This is a genomic window from Paenibacillus sp. HJGM_3 (assembly GCF_045062745.1).
In the GTDB taxonomy this organism is placed as follows: domain Bacteria; phylum Bacillota; class Bacilli; order Paenibacillales; family NBRC-103111; genus Paenibacillus_AA.
The window spans coordinates 67834-92459 of sequence record NZ_JBJGED010000004.1; the positions used below are offsets into that span (position 1 = coordinate 67834).

General features: G+C 54.7%; 17 protein-coding genes. 12 read left to right on the forward strand and 5 right to left on the reverse strand.

The window, feature by feature from the left end; translation table 11 throughout:
• Nucleotides 1-78: 78 nt before the first annotated feature.
• Nucleotides 79-1914, reverse strand: coding sequence for a sigma-54-dependent Fis family transcriptional regulator (locus tag ACI5FR_RS06040; protein ID WP_405451677.1), 1836 nt, complete (start codon nt 1912-1914; stop codon nt 79-81).
• A gap of 153 nt (nt 1915-2067) precedes the next feature.
• Here ACI5FR_RS06040 and ACI5FR_RS06045 point away from each other — a divergent pair, with 153 nt between their 5' ends.
• The 3 genes from ACI5FR_RS06045 (at nt 2068) to ACI5FR_RS06055 (ending at nt 5942) form a co-directional block, all read left to right on the forward strand.
• Nucleotides 2068-2733 carry a YdeI/OmpD-associated family protein gene (locus ACI5FR_RS06045; RefSeq protein WP_405451680.1) on the forward strand — a complete coding sequence of 222 codons (666 nt, stop codon included), beginning with the start codon at nt 2068-2070 and terminating at the stop codon, nt 2731-2733.
• A gap of 353 nt (nt 2734-3086) precedes the next feature.
• On the forward strand, nt 3087-4589 hold the full coding sequence (locus ACI5FR_RS06050) for a malate:quinone oxidoreductase (protein WP_405451682.1): 1503 nt from the start codon (nt 3087-3089) through the stop codon (nt 4587-4589).
• A gap of 267 nt (nt 4590-4856) precedes the next feature.
• Nucleotides 4857-5942: an S-layer homology domain-containing protein gene (locus ACI5FR_RS06055; RefSeq protein ID WP_405451685.1), complete on the forward strand. Its 1086-nt coding sequence runs from the start codon at nt 4857-4859 to the stop codon at nt 5940-5942.
• Here the strand turns inward: ACI5FR_RS06055 and ACI5FR_RS06060 are convergent, their stop codons facing one another.
• Both ACI5FR_RS06060 and ACI5FR_RS06065 read right to left on the reverse strand, forming a co-directional pair.
• Nucleotides 5943-7268 carry a DHHW family protein gene (locus ACI5FR_RS06060; protein ID WP_405451688.1) on the reverse strand — a complete coding sequence of 442 codons (1326 nt, stop codon included), beginning with the start codon at nt 7266-7268 and terminating at the stop codon, nt 5943-5945.
• Nucleotides 7269-7288: 20 nt separating this feature from the next.
• Entirely contained in the window at nt 7289-8698 is a 1410-nt protein-coding gene (locus ACI5FR_RS06065) for an MBOAT family O-acyltransferase (protein WP_405451691.1), read from the reverse strand.
• Nucleotides 8699-8849: 151 nt separating this feature from the next.
• Here ACI5FR_RS06065 and ACI5FR_RS06070 point away from each other — a divergent pair, with 151 nt between their 5' ends.
• Nucleotides 8850-9497 (forward strand): hypothetical protein, encoded by a 648-nt coding sequence (locus ACI5FR_RS06070; RefSeq protein ID WP_405451694.1) that lies wholly within the window; start codon nt 8850-8852, stop codon nt 9495-9497.
• 82 nt (nt 9498-9579) lie between these two features.
• Nucleotides 9580-11535: an ATP-binding protein gene (locus ACI5FR_RS06075; protein WP_405451697.1), complete on the forward strand. Its 1956-nt coding sequence runs from the start codon at nt 9580-9582 to the stop codon at nt 11533-11535.
• 18 nt (nt 11536-11553) lie between these two features.
• Here the strand turns inward: ACI5FR_RS06075 and ACI5FR_RS06080 are convergent, their stop codons facing one another.
• Nucleotides 11554-12204, reverse strand: coding sequence for a response regulator (locus ACI5FR_RS06080; RefSeq protein WP_405451700.1), 651 nt, complete (start codon nt 12202-12204; stop codon nt 11554-11556).
• Between the two features lie 209 nt (nt 12205-12413).
• On the opposite strand from ACI5FR_RS06080, the gene ACI5FR_RS06085 reads away from it, so the two are divergent.
• Nucleotides 12414-13538: an acyltransferase gene (locus tag ACI5FR_RS06085; protein ID WP_405451703.1), complete on the forward strand. Its 1125-nt coding sequence runs from the start codon at nt 12414-12416 to the stop codon at nt 13536-13538.
• A 40-nt stretch (nt 13539-13578) separates the two neighbouring features.
• Here the strand turns inward: ACI5FR_RS06085 and ACI5FR_RS06090 are convergent, their stop codons facing one another.
• The gene (locus tag ACI5FR_RS06090) at nt 13579-14769 is read right to left on the reverse strand and encodes an MFS transporter (protein WP_405451706.1); all 1191 of its coding nucleotides are present in this window, start codon (nt 14767-14769) and stop codon (nt 13579-13581) included.
• A 110-nt stretch (nt 14770-14879) separates the two neighbouring features.
• Here ACI5FR_RS06090 and ACI5FR_RS06095 point away from each other — a divergent pair, with 110 nt between their 5' ends.
• From ACI5FR_RS06095 to ACI5FR_RS06120, 6 genes are all read left to right on the forward strand, one after another.
• Nucleotides 14880-15824 carry a helix-turn-helix transcriptional regulator gene (locus tag ACI5FR_RS06095; protein WP_405451709.1) on the forward strand — a complete coding sequence of 315 codons (945 nt, stop codon included), beginning with the start codon at nt 14880-14882 and terminating at the stop codon, nt 15822-15824.
• A 136-nt stretch (nt 15825-15960) separates the two neighbouring features.
• Nucleotides 15961-19578 (forward strand): Npt1/Npt2 family nucleotide transporter, encoded by a 3618-nt coding sequence (locus ACI5FR_RS06100; RefSeq protein WP_405451712.1) that lies wholly within the window; start codon nt 15961-15963, stop codon nt 19576-19578.
• A 210-nt stretch (nt 19579-19788) separates the two neighbouring features.
• On the forward strand, nt 19789-20592 hold the full coding sequence (locus tag ACI5FR_RS06105; RefSeq protein WP_405451715.1) for an aminoglycoside phosphotransferase family protein: 804 nt from the start codon (nt 19789-19791) through the stop codon (nt 20590-20592).
• 798 nt (nt 20593-21390) lie between these two features.
• On the forward strand, nt 21391-22353 hold the full coding sequence (locus tag ACI5FR_RS06110; protein ID WP_405451718.1) for a carbohydrate ABC transporter permease: 963 nt from the start codon (nt 21391-21393) through the stop codon (nt 22351-22353).
• Entirely contained in the window at nt 22350-23174 is an 825-nt protein-coding gene (locus ACI5FR_RS06115; protein ID WP_405451721.1) for a carbohydrate ABC transporter permease, read from the forward strand. Before ACI5FR_RS06110 ends, ACI5FR_RS06115 begins: the two co-directional genes overlap by 4 nt.
• Nucleotides 23175-23246: 72 nt before the next feature.
• Nucleotides 23247-24626 carry an ABC transporter substrate-binding protein gene (locus tag ACI5FR_RS06120; RefSeq protein ID WP_405451724.1) on the forward strand — a complete coding sequence of 460 codons (1380 nt, stop codon included), beginning with the start codon at nt 23247-23249 and terminating at the stop codon, nt 24624-24626.

The window sequence follows — 24626 nt, forward strand, 5'->3', positions numbered from 1 at the left end:
AATTGCAACACATCACAAAGAGCAGCGTTACAAGGTTATTATAAGGGAGGCTATGTTGCACATCAACACTAGAAGTGTTTAATTATGCAACATATTTTTGAGTTTTCGCCATAGAGTGGAGCGGTTAATGCCTAATCGATTGGCTGTTTTTGATTGGTTCATGCCTTCCTTTTGAAGGATTTCCCATAATACTCTTTTTTCGATATCTTCCCAAGTACCTGATAAATTTATAGGCACAGTATGGCTCGCGTCTTCCATTAGCAAGGTTTCCTTAACTTTGGACCATCCTTCTTTTGCTTCCTTGCTGCCTATATAATTCCCGCTGGTAACCATAAGCATACTTTCTAACACGGTTCTCAATTGGTGGATGTTACCTGGCCATAGTTTTTGCATCAGGTCTTCTTCCAATACCTCTTGCCTTATGCCTACGATCTGTTTGCCGTGCCGGGAATTATAGTTGGCGATCAAGACGCGCGAGATCTCTCCAATATCCTCTAAGCGATCCCGAAGCGGCGGCAAGTGTAAGCTGGAATCTACGAAAAGCTGAACAAAATCTTTATCCATTGCTTCCTTCTTCACTAAAGTATGGATCGGAAGCAGGGAAGTAACCAATATCCTGGCATGGGCTCCTGCTTGCATGGCATTAAGCAATTTTCGCTGTAGAAGCGGACTAACATGCTGAATTTGCTGGAGACAAATGGTTCCGACCGAATCCATATCCAGCAGCCCTGGAGCGGTATCCGAACCAAACAAAATAGACTCTTGCTCCGTTTCGGTTAAAGTGTTGCACGGTAGAACATATAATCCGTCACCGCTTTGTTTGCTTGCAGAATGGATCGAATGGGCAAATAAAGTTTTCCCACTGCCGGCTTCCCCTACAATCCAGATCGGCTTATCGGTTTGAGCAAGTGCTTTGGCTCGTTTGATCGTTTGCTGAATAATCATGCTAGACCCAATGACTTGCGCAAAAGTCGCAATCCGATCCGTTATTTCAAAGGCGCTGGAAATCGGGTTTTTCACACTGTCTTCCAAGGGATACATATAGACTAAATAGGTGTGCCCCGTCGCCATTGAGGGAACAACAATTTCGATTTTCAACTTTCCCTTATGGAACCATTTTGTTTTATTTTGATCTAACGGGCTCGGACCGCTTCTGGAGACCTCATCCAAATACCGCCCCCAGACCGGGTCGATGCCTGTCACATTCATTCCTCGCATGACCGCATTATCGTACCCTAATAAGAACGAGGCCGCCTGGTTCGCATAACGAATAACACCTCGATCATCTAACGCAAGCACTCCTGTCCGGTGATGTTCCAGGATATGTTCAAAAAAACCTCCGTTTTCCCTTGCCTTCAATATGACATCATAGATCCGTTTTACCTCGGACAGGGCCTCCAGCACGGATTCGCGTCCCGATGTAATCAAGATACCGTTATAACCCATCTCCTCCGCCGTACGTACCGTGATCGCGTCTCCAAGGACGATTTTCACGCCATCCTCAAAAGCTTTTTTCAGCGCGGCATGCACTTCGGTTGCTTGTTCGATCGAATAAATCGGAATGGCAAAGTCGAGCAGGCTCGAAACAGCCGCTGCCCCGCGGCATATGTTGGGGAAGCCGATGATGGCTAACTTAGTAGTGGAGTCTTTAACTAGAGTAAGAACTCGTAAAATATCGTAGCCTGAAACCGGAATATCGACTACCGGAGTAGAGACATGGCTTCTGATTACGGATGAAGTCCCCCCTCGGCTGAGGATGACGTCATAGGGCTGTCCCCTATTAACGATTGGAATGGCGTTTTGGAGATCGGCTACTTCAATGTCCATTTCTATCCGTGCATCTTCATGTGCCATACTCTCCAGCAACCCCTTTAACCCGGGATAAGGGGCAATGGCCAATACTTTAATTTTCATCTTGCATCCTCGCTTATGGAATTAAGTTGTTGCAAATTATAACAACTCCTTGGAGTATACACAAGAGTTGCGACGGGATTGAAAACTCTCGAATTCATTTCCATTGCTTTATGATGAGCAAATGAGGAGAATTATAGATAGGGAGGTATGAATATGTCTAAATCCATTGTAGAGAAATTAAATTTGCAGAAATATAGAAAAGCTGCGGTTTTGAATAAACCGGAGGGTGAAGATCTGCTGGAGGGCTTAGAGCCGTATGATACTGAGCTGCAAGACACCGGCTATGATCTGATCTTTGCGTTTGTGTTGGAAATGCAATCCTTACAGGAGCTTGTAACCCGGGTAATTGAAAAAGATGATCTGCAAGAGGGGGGCTATCTATACGCGGCTTACCCGAAGAAGGGAAATAAAGTGTATCCGACTTATATTCATCGGGACAGTCTGCTTGAGGGGTTAGGCGCCGGCGAGGACGGATATATCGGAACCAGCAGCATCAAATTTGCGCGAATGGTCGGGTTAGACGATGTCTTCACGGTGGTCGGGTTAAAAAATGAGACCCGGAGCAAAAATAGAGCGTCATCCAAACCAAGTCAGCAAGTAGATGATTATATAGCAATGATTCCGGAAGTGGAGAAAGTGTTGCAGGATACGCCAGAGGTGCTTGCTTTCTATCAGTCGCTTACTCCCGGGTATCGCAAGGATTGGGCTCGTTATGTCTTCAGTGCTGTACAAGAGGAAACAAGGGCCAAACGGAAAGAGGAAATGATAGAGGCTCTACGGGCAGGGTATAAGAGCATGGACCTCTATCGCAGGAAATAATGAGTTCGAGACCGGTTTTTCATGTTTCGCCAAACTCTGAGGGCGTCCGATTCGGATGTCCTCCTTTTTCGCCTTTCGTAAACTTGCCATTTATAAGCAGCCGGAGAACCGTATCGCAAGGAACGGCAACGGTTTGTCGATGTCTGCCTGCAGCAGGATGCTTATCACTGAAATTTACATGCTTTTAAATACCTTGTAACTATCATATAATAGTAAATAACAAAGTCTATCATAGGCGTGAACGCTGCGATCCGGAAAAGGTGTGTGACTTAGGTCTCACGCTGGCTTGTTGTGGAGCGAGTGCAGGAGCGCCTGCATCTTTTCTACGAATATAGCATGTAAGGAAGGTTATTATGAGCAACAGACAAACGCAATCAGACGTAATCTTAATCGGTGCCGGAATCATGAGTGCGACTCTAGGATCATTGCTGAAAGAACTAGTACCCGACTGGGAAATTAAAGTGTTTGAGAAGCTGGCGAGCGCTGGAGAGGAAAGCTCTAACGAATGGAACAATGCGGGAACGGGGCATGCCGCGCTGTGCGAGCTGAACTACACGGACGAGAAACCGGACGGATCCATAGATATTAGCAAAGCGATTAAAATTAATGAACAGTTTCAGGTGTCCCGACAGTTCTGGTCCTATCTTGTAGACCACAACTTGATCCGGAATCCGCAGGACTTTATCATGCCCTTGCCTCATATGAGTATGGTCCAAGGGGAAAAGAACGTATCGTTTCTCAAAAAACGGTTTGAAGCGATGACCGCCAATCCACTGTTCCAAGGGATGGAATTCTCCGATGACCCCAAGAAGCTGATGGAATGGATCCCGCTGATCATGGAAGGCCGGACATCGAACGAACCCATTGCGGCGACAAAAATCGACTCTGGCACGGACGTAAACTTTGGCGCTTTAACGCGAATACTGTTCGACTACTTGAAGAGCAAGAATGTAGAAATAAAATTCAAACAAAATGTCGATGATATTAAACGTACGCGCGACGGCTTGTGGGAATTGAAAGTGCGGAATCTCGACACCGGTACTGTGGAGCGTCATACGGCGAAATTCGTCTTTATCGGCGGTGGGGGAGGCAGCCTGCCTTTGCTGCAGAAGTCCGGGATTCCGGAAGGCAAAAATATCGGAGGCTTCCCGGTAAGCGGCCTCTTCATGGTGTGCAACAATCCGGATGTGGTCGAGCAGCATCATGCCAAAGTATACGGCAAAGCTCCGGTCGGCGCACCTCCCATGTCTGTGCCGCATCTGGACACCCGATATATCGATAACAAAAAATCGTTGCTCTTCGGACCGTTTGCCGGATTCTCGCCCAAGTTCTTAAAAACCGGTTCTATGTTTGATTTGATCGGGTCCGTCAAACCGAATAATGTGGTCACGATGCTGGCCGCCGGTGCCAAAAACGTGTCCTTGACCAAATACTTGATCCAGCAGGTTATGTTGTCGAAGGAAAAGCGGATGGAAGAGCTGCGCCAGTTCGTCCCGAGCGCCAAAAGCGAAGATTGGGATCTCGTGGTAGCGGGCCAACGGGTGCAAGTAATCAAGGATACCGAGGCCGGCGGCAAAGGAACGCTGCAATTCGGTACGGAAGTGGTCAGTGGTGCGGATGGCTCGATCGCGGCCTTGCTCGGCGCTTCTCCGGGTGCATCTACCGCCGTTTCCGTCATGCTGGAGTTAATCAAAAAATGCTTCCCGCAACATATGAAAGCGTGGGAGCCGAAGCTCAAAGAAATGATTCCTTCTTATGGCGAGTCCTTATTGAAAAAACCGGAGCTTATCGACGAAATTAATACTTCCACCTCTCGGACGCTTGGACTAAGCCGTGAACTGCAGCACGCCAACTAGAGGGTACGACAAATAAAAATGAGTAAAGCGGCCTTCGTCCTGAACTTCTTGGACTGAGGCCGTTTCGTTTTGCACGCGAGAGGGTCCCGAATGATAGATGCTCTAAACGGGCTCGCCATTGGAAAAATATTCATCCCTCCCCCTTCAAAACGCAGACTGCACTCGAATTGATTAGCAGGGGGATACAAAATGTGACTACACGTACACCGAGCAATCGATTCCTATCCTGGTAGTCGTCGCCCCACATCCGAAAATGGAGATGATCCTATGTGGAAGCTGCATTTGATTCGGCGGGCCCTCGTGATCTTACTCTCTCTAGTCCTGTTGGTGCCGGGGATATCAACCGCAGAATCGGTAACCGCCTCGCTGGAGCTGCAATGCGTGGCCGACCAACGCACGGTCGACAAAGGCGGCGAAATCGGGCTGCATGTCTTGTATCATAGCGTGGACAACAAGAGCCTGTCGAAGGCTTGGGTGAAAGTGAAGGTGCCGGTCGATCTGGAGATTGGCGCTGCGGCGGGAGCCGTGTGGGAAGCGGAAACGGGTACGCTGAAATGGAATTTGAACGATCTGCAGACTAATGGGGCCGGTGTCATTCATTTTAGCCTGAAGGTGAAGGCCGACGCCAAAGCGGAAAACATCCAATTGGGTTGTACCGGCGAATTAGATGGAGGGATCCTCGTACAAAGCTCGCCAATCCAGATCAAGCTGGGCACGGAAGTGGATCAGCCGGTGTTTAACGGGTATCCCGACGGGGGGTTCCATCCTGCCGCGAACTTGACTCGCGCGGAAACCGCGGCGATTATTGCGCGGTTAGCCAACTTGCCGGATACGAAAACGGCCTTCTCGTATAACGATGTCGCAACCTCTCATTGGGCGTATTCATATGTGCAGAAGGTGACAGCGGCGGGTTATATGACCGGCAGCGATGGAGCGTTCCGTCCGGAGGCCCCCATCTCTCGCGGTGAATTCGTTGTCCTCATGCTTCGCGTACGGGGGATCGAGCCGTATCCGCTGCTGAATTTCACCGATACGAAAGGACACTGGGCGGAACTCGCGGCCGGCACGGCTAACGCGCTCGGTTATTTTGAAGGGATCGGGGACGGCTTGGCGAATCTGGATAGTCCGATTGAGCGGGAAGCGGCTGCCAAGCTGCTGTGCATCATGTTCCTTCGCGGAGAGCTGACGGATGGGGAGACGGCCCTCGTCCAGCATTGGAACGACGTTCCGAGGAGCCGCTGGTCGTTCGGCTGGGTAGAGGAGCTCTCTATGGTGGCGCATGAGGCTTCGTCAAAAGAACCGTTCAAAGAAAGCTTGATTCGGTATTTGCCGGACCGGACGGAGCCGTTCTGATTACTCCCGAACAAGCTTGCGCAGCAGTTGGGCGAACCCCTGATCCATAAGAACTTCTGCGTTATTAATAAAGAGAACCTCCTGGATGTGATGCTGCTGAATAAACGGAACGATCGGCTGATCGAATTGCCGGGGGTCCACCACGTAGATCTCCCGGTAATGCGGCAGCAGAAAGGGCACCAGCGCATTGCCGTAAGAATCCTTAATGACCAATAGACTCCGCTGGTTGTCGCTCTGGGTCGTAATCTGGGACCATGGCCGATCGCCGCTCAAAAAAATGCGGTACTTGTTCTTCTTGCTTGCATGGCTCAAGTCGAGTAGCGGCATTTCCAAGGGTCCGCTGTAATGGACGACATACCGATGGCTTACATTCGGTTTATAGTAGACCACCGTATCTGGATGAGCGGCGAGTTGGCGGTTCATAGTAGAGGTATAGAAGGAGCCGAGAAAATCCGGCGCTTCCCCCGTCTGGTAAGCCGTCAGCGGTACCGGGTCCATGCCCTTGGCTTGGACCAAGGCGGCATAAGCATAGTAAGCGCCGGATGCCGTCCAGTGGTGGTCCGTTCGAAAGAAAAGCGGCTCCCCAGTATGGGGACTCAGCGACGATACAGCATCGACCTTTGCAATCTTGGTTTTGATTTTTCCGTATACTTCGTCGATGGCGTTTTTTTGCGAATCCGAGAGGGACCTGAGCTTGGCCGACTGTAGAAATTCAGCCGCCGTCGGGGCCAGAATCACCGATGTATGAACGGAATCGGGCATCAACTGATCGATTCGCTCTTGGATCCTATGGATCTCGTCGGCATAAGCTTGTCCCGCGGCGGGATCATAAGAGAACAGATTAACCGCCCGATCCTCCAGGATCAGAATCTTGCCTTGAACCTTCCCCTTCTCCTCCGAAACCGCGGGTTGGGAGGAGGGGGTGGCTTGCTCAGGAACCAATAGGGGGCTGGTCGGCGGTTCGGTTGGTCCGGAATTGGATGTACTAAGAACTTGCGGGGCGGATTGCGATTCGCCGGTGTTATTGGCGTGGGACGGCACGATGAGTGCGGATTCACGGCCGGCGATGCCCTGTAGAGAAGTAAGGAACGTACTGGAATGGATCAGCGGCTCGCGAAACCCGATATGATCCGCGGTGTAATTGTCGAGCTCACGGAAAAAAACGCCGGACATGACGTTTCGCAGAGAGTAGAGGGGGAACGAAGCCAGCCTGCGATTTTCCGTCTCCGAGCTCGCAGGGGTCCTATGCACGAAGAGTGTCAGTATAGATCCTGTAATAAGAAATCCGATGAAAAACAAAATCTGCATCATGTTCCCGATACGCATCGTCGTGACCTCCCTTCCAGTTAGAAACGGAAATAAAAAAACGGGGTATAGGTCTTGCCGACCAGCAAGATGGCGGAAATCGTTAAAAGCGCTAAACAGGCAAGAGGAACCAGCGTATTCATGTAGACGGTTTTTAAGGATTGCTGCGCCCGGTCCGCGATCATGGAATGAATACGAGCGGATAGCGGCATCGAGGCTGCGAGGGCAACCAGGAGCAGCCAGAGATGATTTTGAACGTGAATGAGCACTTCGGTATCGGCGAGAGGCGCCCCGTTTAATCCGAGCATGGCTCGCAGATACATCCCCGCGCGACTGAGCGACTCGAAATAGAAAAATACCCACCCGACCAACACAAGGATCCCGAAATAGATGTGCGAAACCCATCGTGGGAACCGGTCTAATCCGGCTAAGAGAAATTTCTTTTCTAACCCGATCAGCACACCGAAATAGAGGCCCCAAACTACAAAATTCCAGCTGGCCCCATGCCATAACCCGGTCAGAAACCAAACGACAAACAGATTGAACCAAGGCCTGCGGCGGTTGCCGCCGAGCGGGATGTAGACGTAATCTCGAAAGAAGCCGCCGACCGAGATGTTCCAGCGACGCCAAAATTCCGTAGCGCTTCTGGAGACATAAGGGTAATTGAAATTTTCTTTGAAAGTGAAGCCGAGCATCCGGCCTAAGCCGATCGCCATATCCGAATACCCGGAGAAATCGAAGTAAATATGCAGCGCAAAGATAAGAATACCAAGCCATGCGCCAATCAGGGACAATCCCTGCAAATCGCGGTCCAGGAAGGCTGGAGACAGTTCAGCCAGGGCGTTCGCCAGGATGACCTTCTTGCCGAGTCCGATGGCGAAGCGGCCGATCCCGTAACTAAACTCCGCGACCGTGACGGTCCGGCGGCTCAGCTGATCCTGGACGTCGGCGTATCGAATAATGGGTCCGGCCACTAATTGCGGGAACATCGAGATATAAAGCAATAGCTTGGAATAGGACTTCATGGCCGGGGCTTGTTGGCGGTAAACATCAACCAGATAGGAAATCAAATGGAAGGTGAAAAAAGAGATGCCGATGGGGAGCCCAGGTTCGTGATAAATAATGGATATCGAGGTCAACGAAGCAATGGATTTTAGTACAAGCCCGAGATATTTGAAGTAGAAGAGAAAAAGCACTTGGCTGGCGATCGAAGCTACGAGAATAACCCGCGAACGGGTCAAATTCGGGCTTCGTTCCAGAAGCAACCCGCCGATCCACCCAAGCAGGACGTTCAACAATAAAATCAAAATCCAGATCGGTTCTCCCCAGGCGTAAAACACCAAAGAAAAGACCAGGAGTATGGCATTCTTGAACTTGTGAGGAACGGCGAAATAACAAAAAAGCGTTAAGGGGAGAAACGCGAACAAAAAAATAAAGCTGGAAAAGACCATACGTGCTCACCTCGAACCGCTGAATCGAAACGTCTAGTAGTATAAACGGTTTCTGGAAAAACCATGCATTTAGTCATGCGGCCTGTTTTAATCTCCTTCTAATCTAGTCGAGGTAAAATGAATGCACTTCCCTTCGGAAAGGTGCATCCTCATGAAAATGAAAAAAATCTGGATTCCAGCCCTAATAGCAACTGCAGTTGCCTTGATATTCATTGCTTATTATTTCTTTCTATCGTGGTCCCACGGTAGCGGAGAAGTTCGCTTGCACAGGCCCGAAGGCGGCACTGGAGGAATGCGTCCTCCCGGAAGCGAAGGACATGAGGCGGGCGAAGGGGTGTTCAAGACCTTGGGGACAATCGCCGTCTTCCTCGGGGCGGCCAGTTTCTCTTGGTTGTGGTTCAAGAAAAAGCTGAAATCGCCATCGATGCTGGTGCGGAAAATCGGCAAACTGTTTCATGCTGTACACAAGGTCCTGGGATGGGCAACTCTGGTCCTCATTGCGGCCCATGGCCTTTATTTTTTGATCGCCAAAGCAGGTGACATCAACATTTACACCGGTCTGGCGGGATTCGTCATTTTGCTGATGATCGTCGGGTATGGACTCTTAATTAATAAGGTTCGGAATAAGTGGATGCGTACGGTGCATCGGTCGCTCGGGCTGCTCTTGGTTCCCATCCTGCTGCTGCATGCGGGCGGAGCGGCTATAGCGGCGGTCATCGCAAGCTGTGTGGTGGGCGGTCTCGTCTGGTTGCTCGAAAGAAACGCTGGAGTTGTAAAACCTATCCGGGGAGAACCATGATCATGGATAGAAAAGGAGTTTGCCCTGTCCGTGAAGAAATGTAAATCGGTTCTGGACCTTAGTACGAAGGATGAGTAGACCGATGACAATGGCAAAATCGCTCTCGAAGGTGGCGGGTACGGCGATCCTTATCTTCGGGATGAACGGGTGGATCAACTACACGCTGATGAAGCCGCTTGTCGGCGGGGCGGAGGGGTTCGACCGGTTCCGCTCCCATTTGGACGATGCGTTATTCGTGATGCTGTTTGTGTTTTTAGCTATTGTATTTTGGGCGATGTTCGCCGTTCTCCCCCGGGAGCGCGGCTATCTTTATCTTGGTGTGATCGCCCTATTGACCGCGCTGCAGCTGTTTTGGGATTGGGACGATAAAGCCATGTTGTTCGGCCCTTTTCCGGAAGCTCCATACGGGTCGCTCGCGATCAAATGCGGCATTGTGTTCCTGCTGTTCTCCTTAATCGCCTATTTGCTGGACACCGCCAAAAGACGGATTACACGCTTACTCCTGGGGGCGGAAGGGGTTCTTACAGCGACGGTTTTGGCAGCAACCCTGCTCTCGGCCGACGAGTCCTGGTTCATCGGCTTCACCCGAATGTTCCTGCTTCTCGTTTTCTTGAACATGGCGCTTTGTTTCACGCAATTTCTAGCGTTGCTGCGACGCAAGGAACATGAAGCGGAGCTGCGGTGGATCGCGTCCGGATTCGTGTTGTTTGCGCTCGTGCTGCTGCCGGATCCCGTGAAAGATTTGATGGAGGAAGTCGAGGGACGCCCACTCGGGTATCGATTGGTCTTTTGGGAGCAATGTCTGGAGGATACGTTCCCGTGGGCTTTGCTCTCCTTGTTGGCGGTGTTCGGGGTGGTGTTTTTCCGCCGGTTCGTTCAGACACTGAAGGATAATCGGGCGGTTACGGAAGAGCTTCGGTCCAAAAACGCGGCTCTCGAGCAGGAGGTCGATACCCGGCAGCGGTTGGATCAACTGCTCACCGCGATGCTGCGGACATACCGGGTCGCCGATTGGGAGAAATGCGTCCTCCGGGAAGGACAGCGCTATTTTGAACCGCACGCGTTCGTGTTGGTGAAGTACGACGAAACGCAGGATTCAGTGTGGTTAGAAGGGGCGGACGGTTCTTCTTCGGTGGAGGAGGACATTCGCGCGATGCTGCGATCGAACCGGAGTCGGATGTCCCCCGGAGAGTCGATGGTAACGTCCTCGATGGTGTTAGGAGCGGCAGGGGGTGCGGAGGGAACGAGGCTTTTTTTGGCGGTATACTCGCCGGATGGCGGTCCTGTCGTCGTAGAAGAGCGGGCCAAGTTCGCTTTACTGCTTATGTCGAAATACGTGTCTATCTTTTATGAGTATTTTCAACTGCTGGAGAGCCGGTTGAAGGAGATGGAGCAAAGGCAAGCCGGAGACGCTCCCTGGCTGTCCAAGCTGTTCATGCAGATGGTCGAGAAGGAACGGAAACGGCTCGCTTCCGATCTGCATGACGAGGTGCTGCAGGAATTGCTCCATATTCGCCGCCTATTGGATAGATCGCCGGCCGGACAAGGGCCGCTGGAGGACAGGGAGCAAATCCGGCTCGGGTTGGATAACGCCGAGTTCATGATCCGGGAAACGTGCCGGGAGCTGATGCCTTCATCGCTGTCCGATCAAAGCGTGCTGCAGGCGGTGTCCAAGCTGGTGGAGAGAACCCGGCTGCGCGCGGACTTCCAGCTGGAGTACCACCCTTCGCCGCTAGCCGCTTCGCTCAGCGACGAGCATACGACGACGATCTATCGGGTCGTGCAGGAGCTGATCCACAATGCGATGAAGCATTCGGAAGCCGGCCGGGTCACATTGGAGCTCGGGCAGCAGGGGAGAGAGGTGCATATCCGGTATACGGACGACGGGAAGGGGATGGAGACCGGGGTCGATTTCTCCTCCACGAACCGCTTCGGGTTAAGAGGCATTGCGGAGCGGATTCGCATGGTCGGAGGGGAGCTATCGATACAGTCCGGACCCGGCCAAGGGGTGTCGATCCAGTGTACAGTGCCGGTCTAGTGCGGAGTAGGCTGCCCGCTACAGGTCCACGTTCAGCCACTTCGACTCGATCCCCTTCATGACGGCCTCCTGACGGGAGGTGACGCTCAATTTCTCGAACAGATGGGAGATCACATACTCGACATTGCGCTGGCTCATGAAGAGCCGATCCGCAATGTCTTTATTTTTATGCCCCTGGGCGATCAGCTTCAAGACCGCCAACTCTTTATCCGTCAATGCGCGGCTCGAGGTCCCGGACTCTGCGGCTGGGCGGAAGAATCGGCTATCCTTGGTTCTGAGCTGCTTAGCGAGATGAAGAGGAAGAACGGTTAATTGCTGCATGGCTAGCTGAAGGCTATGGATAAATTCCGTTTCGCCGAGCGATTTCTCCAGAATGCCGGTGCCCCCGATCTCGATCAGCCGGTCGTAGTGCTCCGAGATGTCTTCCCCGGTCAGAATGACGATCGTCGCTTCCGGATGGCGCTGTAGGGTCGCTTCCGTCAGTTCGAAGCCGTTCATCCCAGGCAGCTTCAAATCAAACACATACAGATCGAATACCGACTGCTCCATCCGATCCAGTGCTTCGGTTCCGCTGGACGCGGTCGTCACCTGGAAGCCGTGTTTCTCAAGGATGAGGGTCGTCCCGGCCAAGAATGTCCGGTGATCGTCGACTAATAAAATATGCTTCATATCGGATTCCCCCACGCGCTACTTCTATAGGATCGATTTCAGTATACCATGGCGGACGCAAGGCCACACCGCAACGGTGGTGAGCGGGACCGCAAGAGACACCCTTCGGTACCGAAGCTTGAATTGCGCGGGTTCGCTTCTTTCTTTCGGTGAGCTTCCTGTGCATTCCGTGTTACCGTAGATGCATGAGAACAGGGAGGGATGCAAAGATGGAGAAGCGGTTGGTTTACTTGGATCGGTTGAAAATCTTTATGACGGTGCTGGTAGTGCTGCACCATACCGCGATCACTTACGGAGGAGCGGGCAGCTGGTTTTATTACGAGCATCAGGATAATGTCGTCGTGAACACGTTGCTGACGATGTTTACGGCCGTCAACCAGTCGTTTTTTATGGGGCTATTTTTCTTCATATCCGGGTTTGTGACGCCGGCTTCGTATGATCGGCATGGGGCTGCGAATTTCCTCAAGGGACGCCTGGTCCGGTTCGGCATTCCGCTGCTTTTCTACATGCTGGTGATTGCCCCATTGCTGCAGTATGTGTCCTCCGGACATGAAGGTTCGCTGGGCCAATTCATTCAAGAGGAGATCGTATCCAATCCGCTGCGAGGTGTCATGGGGTTTGAAGTAGGGCCGTTGTGGTATCTCGAGGCGCTGCTGCTGTTCGTTGCCGGGTATGCCTTGGTTCGTCGGCTGACTGCGGGCACAACACGTCGTCATCGTCTCGACCTGTCTCCTCGCTTGATGGCCGGCTATGTCGTAATTGTGGCTGCAGCGAATTTTGTGGTTCGCTTGGCGTACCCTGTCGGTGAAGAAATATTGAACTTGCAGTTGGCTTATTTCCCGGCTTATATCGGCTTGTTCATGGCGGGTGTTGCCGCTTATCGCGGGAAATGGCTGCAGCAGCTCACCCAGGGCGCGGCCCGCAAATGGAAGTGGGCGGTGTTGGCGCTGATCGTCTCGATGGCTGCGGGCATGGCGCTAGGAGGCGCGATGGAAGGCGATATCTCCGTATTTATGGGGGGAGTGAGTTGGCAATCGGCTTTCTATGCCACACTCGATCCGCTTATGGGCCTTGGGATCTCTTATGTCCTGCTCGTATCGTTTCGCGAGCGCTGCAACGGGACGGCCACGAAGTCAACCGGATGGCTGTCCACCAACGCCTTTCTTGTGTATATTCTGCATGCGCTGTTCGTAACCTACGTGGCCTTTGCGCTCCGTGATCTGGAGTGGAATCCGATGATCAAATTCGTGCTGGTCGGGTGTGCCGCGGTCCTGCTCTCGTATACGGCAGCATCGCTAATCCGGCGGATACCCGGGGTCAAGAAGGTGGTTTGAAGAAAAGTAGAGGGTACCCGGGCGCCCGGGTACCCTTTCTTCATGAAGCAGAGGCCGATTCCGGGTTGGAACGGACGGTTTTCCTCCCCAGGACGCCGCCCAAAAGGAACGTCCCGAGCGAGAGCGCCAGGCAGACCGCCGCGAAGAGACCGATCGACGAATAGCCGTCGAGATGGACATAGAGGAGGCCCGCTACCCAAGCGCCAAGCGTGTTCGCGCCGTTCATCGTGGAGTTGGCCAGGCTGGAGATCGTTCCCCGAATCGAGGCGTTCAGGGAAGTCAGAGCCTCCATGACAATCGGGAAGATGATCCCGAGAGTCGCGAAAATGATGAGGTAGAAGATCGTCACGATCGAGAGATTCGGCAGATGGGGCAGAACCGCGTAGAGCGCGATGACCATCACCATTCCAATCGCGAACGCGCCAGCATGGCCCAGTTTGCGCGCCGCATAAGCGCTAACCGTACTTCCGAGCAGGGTACCGAAGCCGAGCACCATCATCACCGTCCCGATCTGTCCGATCGGAAGCTCGAAGCGGTCGGCCAGCCACTTGCCGGCGAAGGCGAACGCAGTGCCGCTCCCCAAGTGGAGGAGCAGGTAGGCGAGGAAGCCGCTTCGGGCTTTGCCGCTCGTGATGAGCGGAACATAGCGGCGAAGAACCGACGTCCGGTCCCCCTTCTGCGCCATAGGCTTGATGTCCGGCAGCGAGGAGTAGACGATGGGCGCGAGCAGCAACGAAGCGACTCCGATCGTCCAGAACGACACGGACCAATGGGCGGTGGCCAGCCAGCTGCCGATCGGCACGCCGAGCGCCTGGGAGGCAGCCAGCCCTGAGAAGGCGAGGCCCATTGTCTTCGGGATTCGGGCCGGCGGCATGACCGCGGGAATCGAAGCCCACACCTGGGGAGCCGTGAACGCCGCGCTGACGCCGGCCAGGAAGCGGAACAGGCACATCGTCCAGAAGCTGTCCGCGAATCCGCAGAGGATCGTCGAGACGGAGAAGCCGAGCAGGCCGCCCAGCAGGACGGTCCTCCGGTTCCAGCCGTCGGACAGAGGCCCGGCGATCAGGGCGAAGACGGCCGAGCTGAGCGTATAAGCGCCGAGCATCCAGCCGGCGTTGCCCGTCGAGACGCCGAATTGCGTCTGCAGCGTCGGGAGCAAGGGGGAGATGAGGAAGGTGTCGGTTCCGATCATGAACATAATGAGGAAGAACAGGGCGGTGTGTTTCCGCATGGTCGATCACTCCTAAGGGTTTACTGTTGGTCTTGCCCCTATCGTAAGGTATAATGGTGACAGATTGTGTCACAAACTTTTGATCTTTCTTAAAAAAGGGGTTGACCCGGATGCCCAAGTCCAAGCGGCTGATGGAGCTGATGATGACCGTCAACCGGAAGCGGCGGTTCAAGGTGCAGGAGTTGGCCGACGAGTTCGGCGTCTCCAAGCGTACGATTCTACGGGATTTGCAGGAGCTCAGCGAGCTGGGCGTGCCGCTGTACTCGGAGGTAGGTCCACATGGGGGTTATCAGGTGGTGAGGGAGCGGGTGCTGCCGCCGATCGCCTTCACGGAGGAAGAGGCCGTGGCCATGTTCTTCGCGGTGCATGCCCTGCGCCATTATTCGTCGCTGCCGTTCGAAGCGGAATCCGCCTCCGCGCTCAGCAAGTTCTATCTGCATATGCCCGGGGATGTCCGAGACCGGATCGACGGGATGAAGGACCGGGTCGACTTCATTACGCCGACCCGACGGGGCGATGCGCCTTGTTTGGCCATTCTTCTCGACGCGGCGGTCCATCAAAAGGTGCTCACCGTCGAATATGAGTCGAAGGGCGAAGGGAAGAGCTGCCGCCGGATTCAGCCGGTCTGCCTATATGCGAACAATGGATTCTGGTATTGTACGGCTTACTGCTTCCTGCGTCAGGGCTTCCGGGTGTTCCGTTGCGACCGGATTCGCGAGGCCGAGTACGATACATCAGGCACAGAGCCGCTCGATCTGGGTGAGATCCGCCTGAGTCGGCGGGAGGCGGAAGAGCCGCGGGAGCCGGTTCGTCTCCGCGCGCAGCTGACCCGCACGGGCGTTCAGCTATGCGAAGCCGAGCTGTGGCTCGCTCCGATGCTTCAAGTCCGCGAAGACGGAAGCGGCGCGATCGATAAGGACGTGCCCCGGGCGGACATCCCTTTTTACACGAAATTCTTCATCGGACTGGGCGACGAGGCCATCCTGGAGGAGCCGGAGGAGTTGAAAGAGGCGATCCGGCGGAAGCTGACCGAGCTGTTGGTCCGATACGAGTAATAAGGCGATGTGCATGGCATCGGTTGATCCAAAAGTAACTTTGTCATTTTCGTCCAGTTCCAGTAGTATAAATGGTAGTAGATTTATAGGCGGAACGCCCTACTGGTCATTCCTAGATAAAGGTGCGTGCTTTCCATTGGAGTCTATCCTTTCCCGGCAAAAGCTCGGGGCGTTTCGTCAACAGGTGCTGGACGACCGGGAGGAGTACGCCAAAATCGGACTCCTCTTTCTCTATTTATTTTGCGCGGCCTCGGCATCGACGATCGGCCGAACCGCGGCGGACACGTTATTCCTCAGCCATTTCTCCCCTTCGCAATTATCCATGATGTACTTGCCCCAATCGCTTACGCTGCTGCTAGCCGGAGTTGTGTATCAGAAGGTGTGCAAGCAAGTGCGCATCGACCAGCTCTGCACGTTCATTACACTCGGAACCGCGGGACTCAGTCTCGGGACACGTATGCTGGCCGAGCTAGGCTACAACGAGCTGTTTATGGTTACCTACGTCGCCTTCGATTTGTTCAATTTTCTCATGATCGTGAGCTTTTGGCAGTTCGCTACGTCGGTGATGGACCAAAGAAAGGCGAAGAAGCTGATCAACTGGGTAGGGAGCGGGACGCTTGTCGGTGGGATCGTCAGTGGGTTCGGGCTGAAATGGCTCGTTCAGCCGCTTGGCACGCTAAATTTGATCCTCATCTACAGCAGCCTCCAGCTGGTAGGCTTCATACTGGTCCGGGTGCTTATCAGTCGGGTTACCGATCGACGTGGGACCTTCGCGATAGGAGCTTCTACCTCCAAGGCCAAGCAGACGAAAGGTGGAGGCAAACCAAGCTCAGCCCAAGCGGGCAAGGGTGGCTTGTTCCAGCAAGTCCCGCACCTGAAATATTTGGCCGTTATCGCGTTGACGATCACGATTTCGCTTACTTATGCGGACTATCAGTTCAAGCTTATCCTGCGAGGCTCCTTGCAAAACGAAGCGCTCGCCGGCTTCATGGGCAGCTTCTATGGCTTCGCGGGTATTTTGGCCCTTGCGGTTCAACTGTTTTTGACCGGCAAAGTCATCTCGAGCTATGGGGTTAGGACATCGCTTCTCCTCCTGCCGGCGGCGCTGCTGGCGGGATCGGCCGGACTGTTGGCGGCGCCGATCGTGGCTCTCGCGATCGTGCTGAAGGGCAGCGACAAAGTGTTCGGCGATACGATCTATTCTTCGGTCAGCCAGCTCGTCATGTTCCCGATCCCTCCCGAATACCGGGCAAGGGCGAAAGGCTTCCTCGATGGAACCGTACGCAACGGCGCGAAGAGCATCGCCGGGATTAGCCTCATCCTGCTATCGCCTCTATTGTCGGTGCAGCAGTTCAGCGTGATCGTCATCGTGCTGCTGCTCATCTGCGGAGCGGCCGCGATCCGGATCAAGCAGGCGTACTTGAAAATGCTCATGGCTACGCTCAGGACGAGAGACGAGGAGCTGCTCGACGCCGATTGGAATCTCATGGATTCGGGCAGCGTAAAGGCGCTTACGGATACGTTGCAGAGCAACGACAAGCTGCAGGTGCTCTATGCGCTTCGGCTGCTGCAGAGCTTGAACGGATTCGACTTGGCGCCCCACATTCCCCAGCTGCTTCAGCATCCGGTGACGGAAGTCCGGGTGGAGGCCCTCAAGTGGGTGCAGGTCCGGACACCGGAAGGCCGGATGCCCGATCTGAATCCCTTCCTGGCCGCAGAACACCAGACGGAGCGTGCGCAGGCGCTGCTGGCTCTGGCGGCGTACGCTCAGGATTCGCAGTTGGAACGCGTGACGGCGTTTCTGGACGATCCCCACATCGAAGCCCGGGCGGCCGCGATCGTCGGGCTGATCAAGTACTATGGCGTAGAAGGCATGTTCCACGCCGTAGGGCCGATGAAGGCTCTTATAGGCAGTGAACGCGTCGAAGAACGGATTGCGGTCGCAACCCTCTTCGGTCAGATTGGGATCCCCAGCTTTTATAAGCCGCTTATTCCGTTGCTCACGGACCGATCGGTGCAAGTTCGGGAGCGTGCCCTCTTGTCGGCTTCCCAACTGCGCGTACCCGAGCTGATCCCGCACCTCGTGCCGCTGCTCGGGCACAGCACGACGCGCGAAGGAGCGATCGGGGCGCTAGCCGGCTACGAGGAGAAGCACATCGAGGCGATTCTTGAGCCGATGATGGCGGGCGGTGACGCGACCAGGCATATCTCCAGAGTATTCGAGCGAATGGGCACCCAGCGGGCTTTCGAAGTGCTCCTGCGCCATTACGGCCGGCTCGAGGGCGATCTGCGTACGCCTCTTCTGGAAGCGATGACGCGAATGCGGAAGGAAGGGAGGTATGCGGCTGCCGCCACAGTGGAGCCTCTAATTACCGAAGAAGCCGAGATGTTTGGCATGCTGGATGAGAACGGCAGGTTTTTGGAGTCGGCTGGGGAAGCGTACACGGAAACGGCGGACGCGGTCCGCCGCCTGAAGCAAGCGGCCGCGAACCGGGTGTTTGGCTTATTGGCGCTGATCTATGACTCGCAAGTGATCCAGGCGGTACAGGCCAACTGGGCGTCGGGCGAGATGCGCCGGCAGGCGAACGCTGCCGAAGTGATCGACCAAGTGCTGCAAGGCGAGCTGCGGAACACGATGGCCCAGTTCATGACGCGGGGCTACTCGTCAGTCGCTTCTTCGACCGGTTCGAAGGCGCCCGATATCCGACTCATCCATAGCCGATTGGTGGCGCTGCGGCTTCTGAAGCACGGCGACAGCTGGCTGCAATTGTGCGTGGATGCGGCGCTGGCTGCGGACACGGGGCAGCCGCCTGTCTTGGAGCAGGTGAAGCTCCTGCGGCAAGTCACGTTGTTCCGGGGCATGTGGGGCAAGGATCTGGCCGCGATCGCCGGACAGCTGGTCGCCGTCGACGCGGTCGCTGGGGAGACGATCATACATGAAGGCGAGGAGGGCGATTCGCTGTTCCTCGTCATTGAGGGCAAGGCTGGCGTATTCCGAGGCGAGGCGCGAATCGGGCGGGTGCAGACCGGAGATTGCTTTGGGGAAATGGCCGTGTTAACAAGCGGATTGCGCACGGCGACGATCGAGGCCGAGAGCGACATGCGGCTGTGGCGGCTCGATTCCGATGTATTCTATGAGATTATGTTCGACCAGACGAACATTGCACTGGAGATGATGCGCCTGCTGTCGGAGCGATTGCGGGGCTCCAATGCCCGCGCAGTGCGCCAGCAGACCGAGATGGACCCAGCGTTCGCCGAGCGGCAGACGGCTGCCGCCGTTGCGGCCGAGTCGGGACCCGGCACCGCTGCGCTCGCCGCGGCGGCCGCGGTCGACAATCAGACCCTGTTGCGCCGCATGCTGGTGCTGCAGAAGATCACCCTGTTCGCCCATTTTTCCCAGGACGATTATGTTCGGCTCGCTCGAGTGGTGGAGGAGGTTCACTATGAGGCAGGCGAGGTCATCTTCCGGGCGGATGAGCCAGGAGATTCGATGCATGGCATCATCGAAGGAACCGTGCGCATTCACCGTGGGGACGTTACGTTCGCCATGCTGGGGGAAGGCGAGCTCTTCGGGGAGATGTCGATCCTCGACAATCAACCCCGATCGGCGGATTGCACGGCGACCGAGCCCACGCTGCTGCTGCGGCTGACGCGCGAGACGACTCTCTCGTTCTGCTTCCAGCGCCTCGACGTCATGAAGGGGATGCTGCGTTTCCTGGCCGAACGTCTGAGGACGATGCAGCAGCAGGGGTAAGAAGCGTCCCGTGATGCCCGCCGGGGACCGAAAGCACCGATAACCAAGTCACGGCAGAGTTAATGTGATAAACTGGAACTATCTTACATAGGAGGCGTTGTCGATGGAAGAATATGTTCAATCAGTCCGGGCTGAATCCAAAATGGGGATGACGCATCACTAGCCCGTTAAACTGCGGGATTCCCCTTTATGGACGAAAGGGGTATTAAGGTGGAAGACAATAACAACGAAACTTCGAGAATCAACGAAGAGACGGTACTTTCTCCCGACAAGTCGGTAGTTCGTAAGGGCAACGTGGTGCTTCGGCCATCAGGTCCGTGGACGCCAGGCATTCACTCGCTGTTGCGGCATTTGCACAAAACCGGCTTTACATCCGCACCCTCTATTGTGGGCTCCGGATTGGATACGGAAGGCCGCGAGATGGTGAGTTATATCGAGGGGGAGTCCGTTCATCCGGGCCCCTGGAGCGATGAGGCGATCTCGGAGGTGGGAAGCCTGTTGCGAAGGCTGCATGATCATTCCGCAACGTTCGAGCCTCCTGCCCATGCCGTTTGGAAGCCATGGTTCTTGCGAGAGCTAGGCGGGACGAGCGTTGTGTACAGCCATGGCGATGTGGCGCCTTGGAACACGGTGACACGAAAAGGAATGCCAATGGCGCTCATCGATTGGGAGTGCGCCGGACCTGTCGATCCGATGGCAGAGCTTGCTCGAGTATGCTGGCTCTTCCCGCAGCTTCATGACGACGATGTCGCGGATCGGGTGGGCCTGCCTTCTCTGGAGATGCGAGCTCGGCAGCTGCGTCTGCTAGTAGAGGCGTATGGTGTTCCTCCCGCTCAGAGGCAGGCACTATTCGAGCTTATTTTGGAAGTAGTTGTTCGCGAGACCGCGGAACAAGCGATCGAGATTCAAGTTATCCCGGACACTCATGGGTCGCTGTGGGGGATCGCTTGGAGAGCGCGGGCCGCGGCATGGATTCTCAAGCACCGAGCCGTTTTACAAAAAGCACTAGGGTAGCAGTTAAAGGCAGGCGCCGTAACAACGGCAGCCTGCCTTTTTTAAAATACTAGAAAATATAAACTTCGGGTGGCTTTGGACGAAGAGGTACCCTACGAGAATGGCGAACTCGGCAGCTCTGAGCTAAGAACAGGGGCGAAAAAGGGATAACAGCGAGTGAATGAGAACGTCGTTCCGCTATTTGGGGTATACGGCATTTATTTCGTCATGAAAGGGAACGACATTCCGCTATTCCTTTCAAAATGCACGGCTCTAGCCCTATTCGCCCCGAATAAGGGAACTTCGTTTCCACAAAGATTTCATTTCTCTGGTTTCCGGAAGAATAGCGGAATCATGTTCCCTTCGTATTCATGGGACACCAAATACGCGGTTTTTGGTCGCTATCTTCGCGGCTAACCAAACACATGCAAAGGCTGTAACTCCAATAACGAGATGTATCCGGAGGTCTACAAGGTGTGCATGGATACGAATATCGGAATGAAGATGTACGGCCCGCCAAACCGAACGCGGAGGTTACGGAGAAGCGTCAGCGTCCGCCTTTGAAATCATTGCCCAACTACTACAAAACTACAATCGAAGGGCAACGATTTCAACAGCGGTCGGAGCCCTTCCGATGCCCTCCCCGAGCGTTGACGAAACTCATATGCCCAAGGACCTGACCGATGATCTTCCGGTCAGGTTTTTCTTACTTGGAGAGCTTTGTTGAGCCGAACCGGTTGGCTTAACTTTTTCTTTACTTGCGGTTGATAATGTCCAAACAAAGCGCCGCTATGATAGTTAGCGAAAGGAGGTCTTGCGATGAACGCAATGGAAGAGACGCTGGTCATTCCGCATCAGGCCCAAAATACAGAAAAAACTCTGCTGCAAAAGAAAACGTCCGTCCGGGCGAGGCATATGCGGGAAACCGCCCTGGGTCTGCTTTTTCTGGCTCCTTCGCTTGCGGTATTCTCGATCTTCTGCTTTTATCCGCTGATTCGGTCCGTTTATCTCAGTATGCAGGTAACGAACCCGAGGGGGAAGGTAGTAGATTTTGCAGGTTTTGATAACTTCAAAGCGATGTTCGAGTCGGAGGCGTTCTACCAGAATCTCCTCGTAACCGGGAAATTCGCGCTCTATACGGTGCCGACAACGATCATATTGGCGCTCTTGCTTGCGGCTTTGACCGCGGGGGCACGGCCTGGCATGAAGCTGTTCCAGAGCGTGTTCTCCATGCCGGTGGCGATTTCGGTCGGAACGGGCGCGGTTATTTGGAACTTGCTGTTCCATCCGACCGCCGGGATCTTCAATTACTTCCTGAAGTTGGCCGGCTTCGAAGCCGTGCCTTGGCTGTCCGATCCGGCGTGGGCGCTGTTCTCGGTCTCGGTCATGACGGTGTGGATGAATCTAGGCTTCACGTATATCGTTCTGCTAAGCGGCATTCAAGCAATTCCGTCCGACATGCAGGAAAGCGCCAAGATCGACGGTGCCGGGATGTTTATCGTGTTCTTCCGCATCACGCTGCCGCTCTTGTCTCCGACGCTGTTCTTCACGCTCGTGGTGTCCGTCATTCAATCGCTGCAGGCGTTCGGCCAGTTCCACATCATGACGAAAGGCGGCCCGATTCACACCACAGACGTGTTCGTATACGGAGTGTTCCGGGAGGCGTTCGTAAACTATCGGTTCGGGATGGCTAGCGCCGAGGCGCTCGTGCTCTTCGCCATCATTCTCATCCTGACGCTGGTCCAATTCGTCGTGCTGGAGAGGAAGGTGCATTACCGATGAGAACGAACCGACTCTGGTCTACGATTCAGTACTTGCTGCTCGGCGTGTTGGCGGTGGCGGTCTTGTATCCCGTGCTGTACGCCTTCCTGACCGCGTTCATGACGCAGAAGGAAGCGATGAGCTACCCGCCGGCATTGGTGCCGCATCAACTGTACTTCGACAACTTCGCCGCGGTGATCCAGGCGGTGCCGATTGGCCGCTTCATGTGGAACAGCCTGCTCATCTCGATCGCAATCACGGTCGGCCATCTGGTGCTGGGGAGCCTGTCCGCGTATGCGTTCGCCAATATCCGCTTCGCGGGAAAACCGTTCTGGTTCGCCTTGTTCCTGTCGACGATGATGATCCCGTGGGAAGTGACGATGATTCCGAATTATTTGACCGTTCGGGCTTGGGGCTGGTTGGATACGTACCCCGGGATGATCGTACCGTTTTTGGCTTCCGCGTTCGGTACCTTTTTGCTGCGTCAATTTTTCCTCCAGCTCCCGAACGAGCTGTACGAAGCGGCGCGCATCGACGGCTGCGGCCATTGGCGCTGCTACGCGCTGATCGTCCTGCCGCTGGCCCGTCCGGCGCTCGCCACCCTGGCGGTGTATTCGTTCCTGCACGCCTGGAACCAGTACATGTGGCCGCTGCTCGTCACGAACAGTCCGCAGATGCGCACGGTTCAAATTGGGGTGAGCATGATGCAATCGGAAGAATTTACTTCGTGGAGCGCGGTACTGGCGGGGGTCGTGTTGATTTTGCTGCCTTCCTTGATCTTGCTCGTGCTCGGCTTGAAACAATTGGTTCGAGGCATGACGGCCGGAGCGGTCAAAGGCTGAGCCGAACGTCAAGCTTTAACTATATAGGTTACCTTGCAGGTCCCAATCTATTGAAGGAGCGAACTCAATTTTATGAACATGTATGTCAGCAATCTTCGCAAAGCTTTGATCCCGGCCTCCATCGCCGTCATGACGTTGGTCAGTGCGTGTGGGAACGCCACCGACAAGAACTCTGCCGCGACACCCGGTCAATCAGCAGCCCCTTCAACTGCAGCCGCCGCTCCGCAAAAAGTAGTTTGGTGGCACTCGCTGGGCGGCGACAACGGCAAGGCGGTGGACAAGCTCGTGGCCGACTTCAACGCGTCCCGCAAGGATATCCAGGTCGAAGCCGTGTTCCAAGGCTCCTACGATGAGAGCCTGACGAAGATGAAAGCCTCGATGGACTCCAAAACCGGACCGTCCCTCATCCAAGTCTACGAAATCGGCAGCCGCTACATGATCGACTCCAAGGCGATCACACCGGTGCAGAATTTCATCGATAAAGACAACTTCGACTTGACCCGGCTGGAGGAAAACATCACCGGCTACTACAAGTTCGACAATAAGCTGTATTCCATGCCGTTCAACACATCCAATCCAATTCTGTATTACAACAAGGATTTGTTCAAAGCCGCAGGACTGGACCCGGAGAAGCCGCCAAGAACGTACGAGGAGTTGACCGAAACCGCGAAGAAGCTGAGCAAGGATGGCGTGTCAGGTGCTTCCTTCGCGATCTACGGCTGGTTCATGGAGCAGTTCTTCGCAAACCAGGGCTCCGAGCTATTGAATAACGGCAATGGCCGCAGCGGCTTGGCCACGACTTCACTGGTGAACGCCGATGCCGGCGTCAAGACGCTCACCTGGTGGAAGGATCTCGTCGACAGCAAGGCTGCGATCAACCTGGGCCGCAAAACAGATGACACCAAAAAAGCTTTTGCTGCCGGACAAGTGGCCATGATCCTTGATTCCACCGCATCGCTGCGGGGCATCGTCAACTCCGTCAGCGGCAAGTTCGAAGTCGGCACCGGCTTCCTGCCCAAGCCGGCTGATGCCAAGGAAGGCGGCGTAGTGGTAGGCGGCGCGAGCAACTGGATCTTGAACAACAAGAGCGAAGCCGAGCAGAAGGCGGCGTGGGAGTTCATCAAGTATTTGTCGGCGCCGGAGCAACAAGCGTATTTCAGCGTGAACACCGGTTACTTCCCGATCACGAAGAAAGCGTACGATGAGCAAATCGTCAAAGACAACATGACGAAATATCCGCAATTCAAGACGGCTGTCGACCAGCTGCATGCGACCAAGCTGAACCTGGCTACGCAAGGCGCCGTCATGGGCGTGTATCCGGAAGCACGCCAAATTACCGAGAACGCCATCGAAGAGGCGCTCGCCGGCAAAAAATCGCCGAAGGACGCGCTGGACGCGGCGGCCAAAGAGATCAGCACCAAAATTGTCGATTACAATAAGACGGTGAAGTAA

What these genes read in the sequence shown, in the direction of transcription:
- ACI5FR_RS06040 (WP_405451677.1), bottom strand. Translation starts at nt 1,914, where the DNA reads ATGAAAATTAAAGTATTGGCCATTGCCCCTTATCCCGGGTTAAAGGGG.
- ACI5FR_RS06045 (WP_405451680.1), top strand. Translation starts at nt 2,068, where the DNA reads ATGTCTAAATCCATTGTAGAGAAATTAAATTTGCAGAAATATAGAAAA.
- ACI5FR_RS06050 (WP_405451682.1), top strand. Translation starts at nt 3,087, where the DNA reads ATGAGCAACAGACAAACGCAATCAGACGTAATCTTAATCGGTGCCGGA.
- ACI5FR_RS06055 (WP_405451685.1), top strand. Translation starts at nt 4,857, where the DNA reads ATGTGGAAGCTGCATTTGATTCGGCGGGCCCTCGTGATCTTACTCTCT.
- ACI5FR_RS06060 (WP_405451688.1), bottom strand. Translation starts at nt 7,268, where the DNA reads ATGCGTATCGGGAACATGATGCAGATTTTGTTTTTCATCGGATTTCTT.
- ACI5FR_RS06065 (WP_405451691.1), bottom strand. Translation starts at nt 8,698, where the DNA reads ATGGTCTTTTCCAGCTTTATTTTTTTGTTCGCGTTTCTCCCCTTAACG.
- ACI5FR_RS06070 (WP_405451694.1), top strand. Translation starts at nt 8,850, where the DNA reads ATGAAAATGAAAAAAATCTGGATTCCAGCCCTAATAGCAACTGCAGTT.
- ACI5FR_RS06075 (WP_405451697.1), top strand. Translation starts at nt 9,580, where the DNA reads ATGACAATGGCAAAATCGCTCTCGAAGGTGGCGGGTACGGCGATCCTT.
- ACI5FR_RS06080 (WP_405451700.1), bottom strand. Translation starts at nt 12,204, where the DNA reads ATGAAGCATATTTTATTAGTCGACGATCACCGGACATTCTTGGCCGGG.
- ACI5FR_RS06085 (WP_405451703.1), top strand. Translation starts at nt 12,414, where the DNA reads ATGGAGAAGCGGTTGGTTTACTTGGATCGGTTGAAAATCTTTATGACG.
- ACI5FR_RS06090 (WP_405451706.1), bottom strand. Translation starts at nt 14,769, where the DNA reads ATGCGGAAACACACCGCCCTGTTCTTCCTCATTATGTTCATGATCGGA.
- ACI5FR_RS06095 (WP_405451709.1), top strand. Translation starts at nt 14,880, where the DNA reads ATGCCCAAGTCCAAGCGGCTGATGGAGCTGATGATGACCGTCAACCGG.
- ACI5FR_RS06110 (WP_405451718.1), top strand. Translation starts at nt 21,391, where the DNA reads ATGAACGCAATGGAAGAGACGCTGGTCATTCCGCATCAGGCCCAAAAT.
- ACI5FR_RS06115 (WP_405451721.1), top strand. Translation starts at nt 22,350, where the DNA reads ATGAGAACGAACCGACTCTGGTCTACGATTCAGTACTTGCTGCTCGGC.
- ACI5FR_RS06120 (WP_405451724.1), top strand. Translation starts at nt 23,247, where the DNA reads ATGAACATGTATGTCAGCAATCTTCGCAAAGCTTTGATCCCGGCCTCC.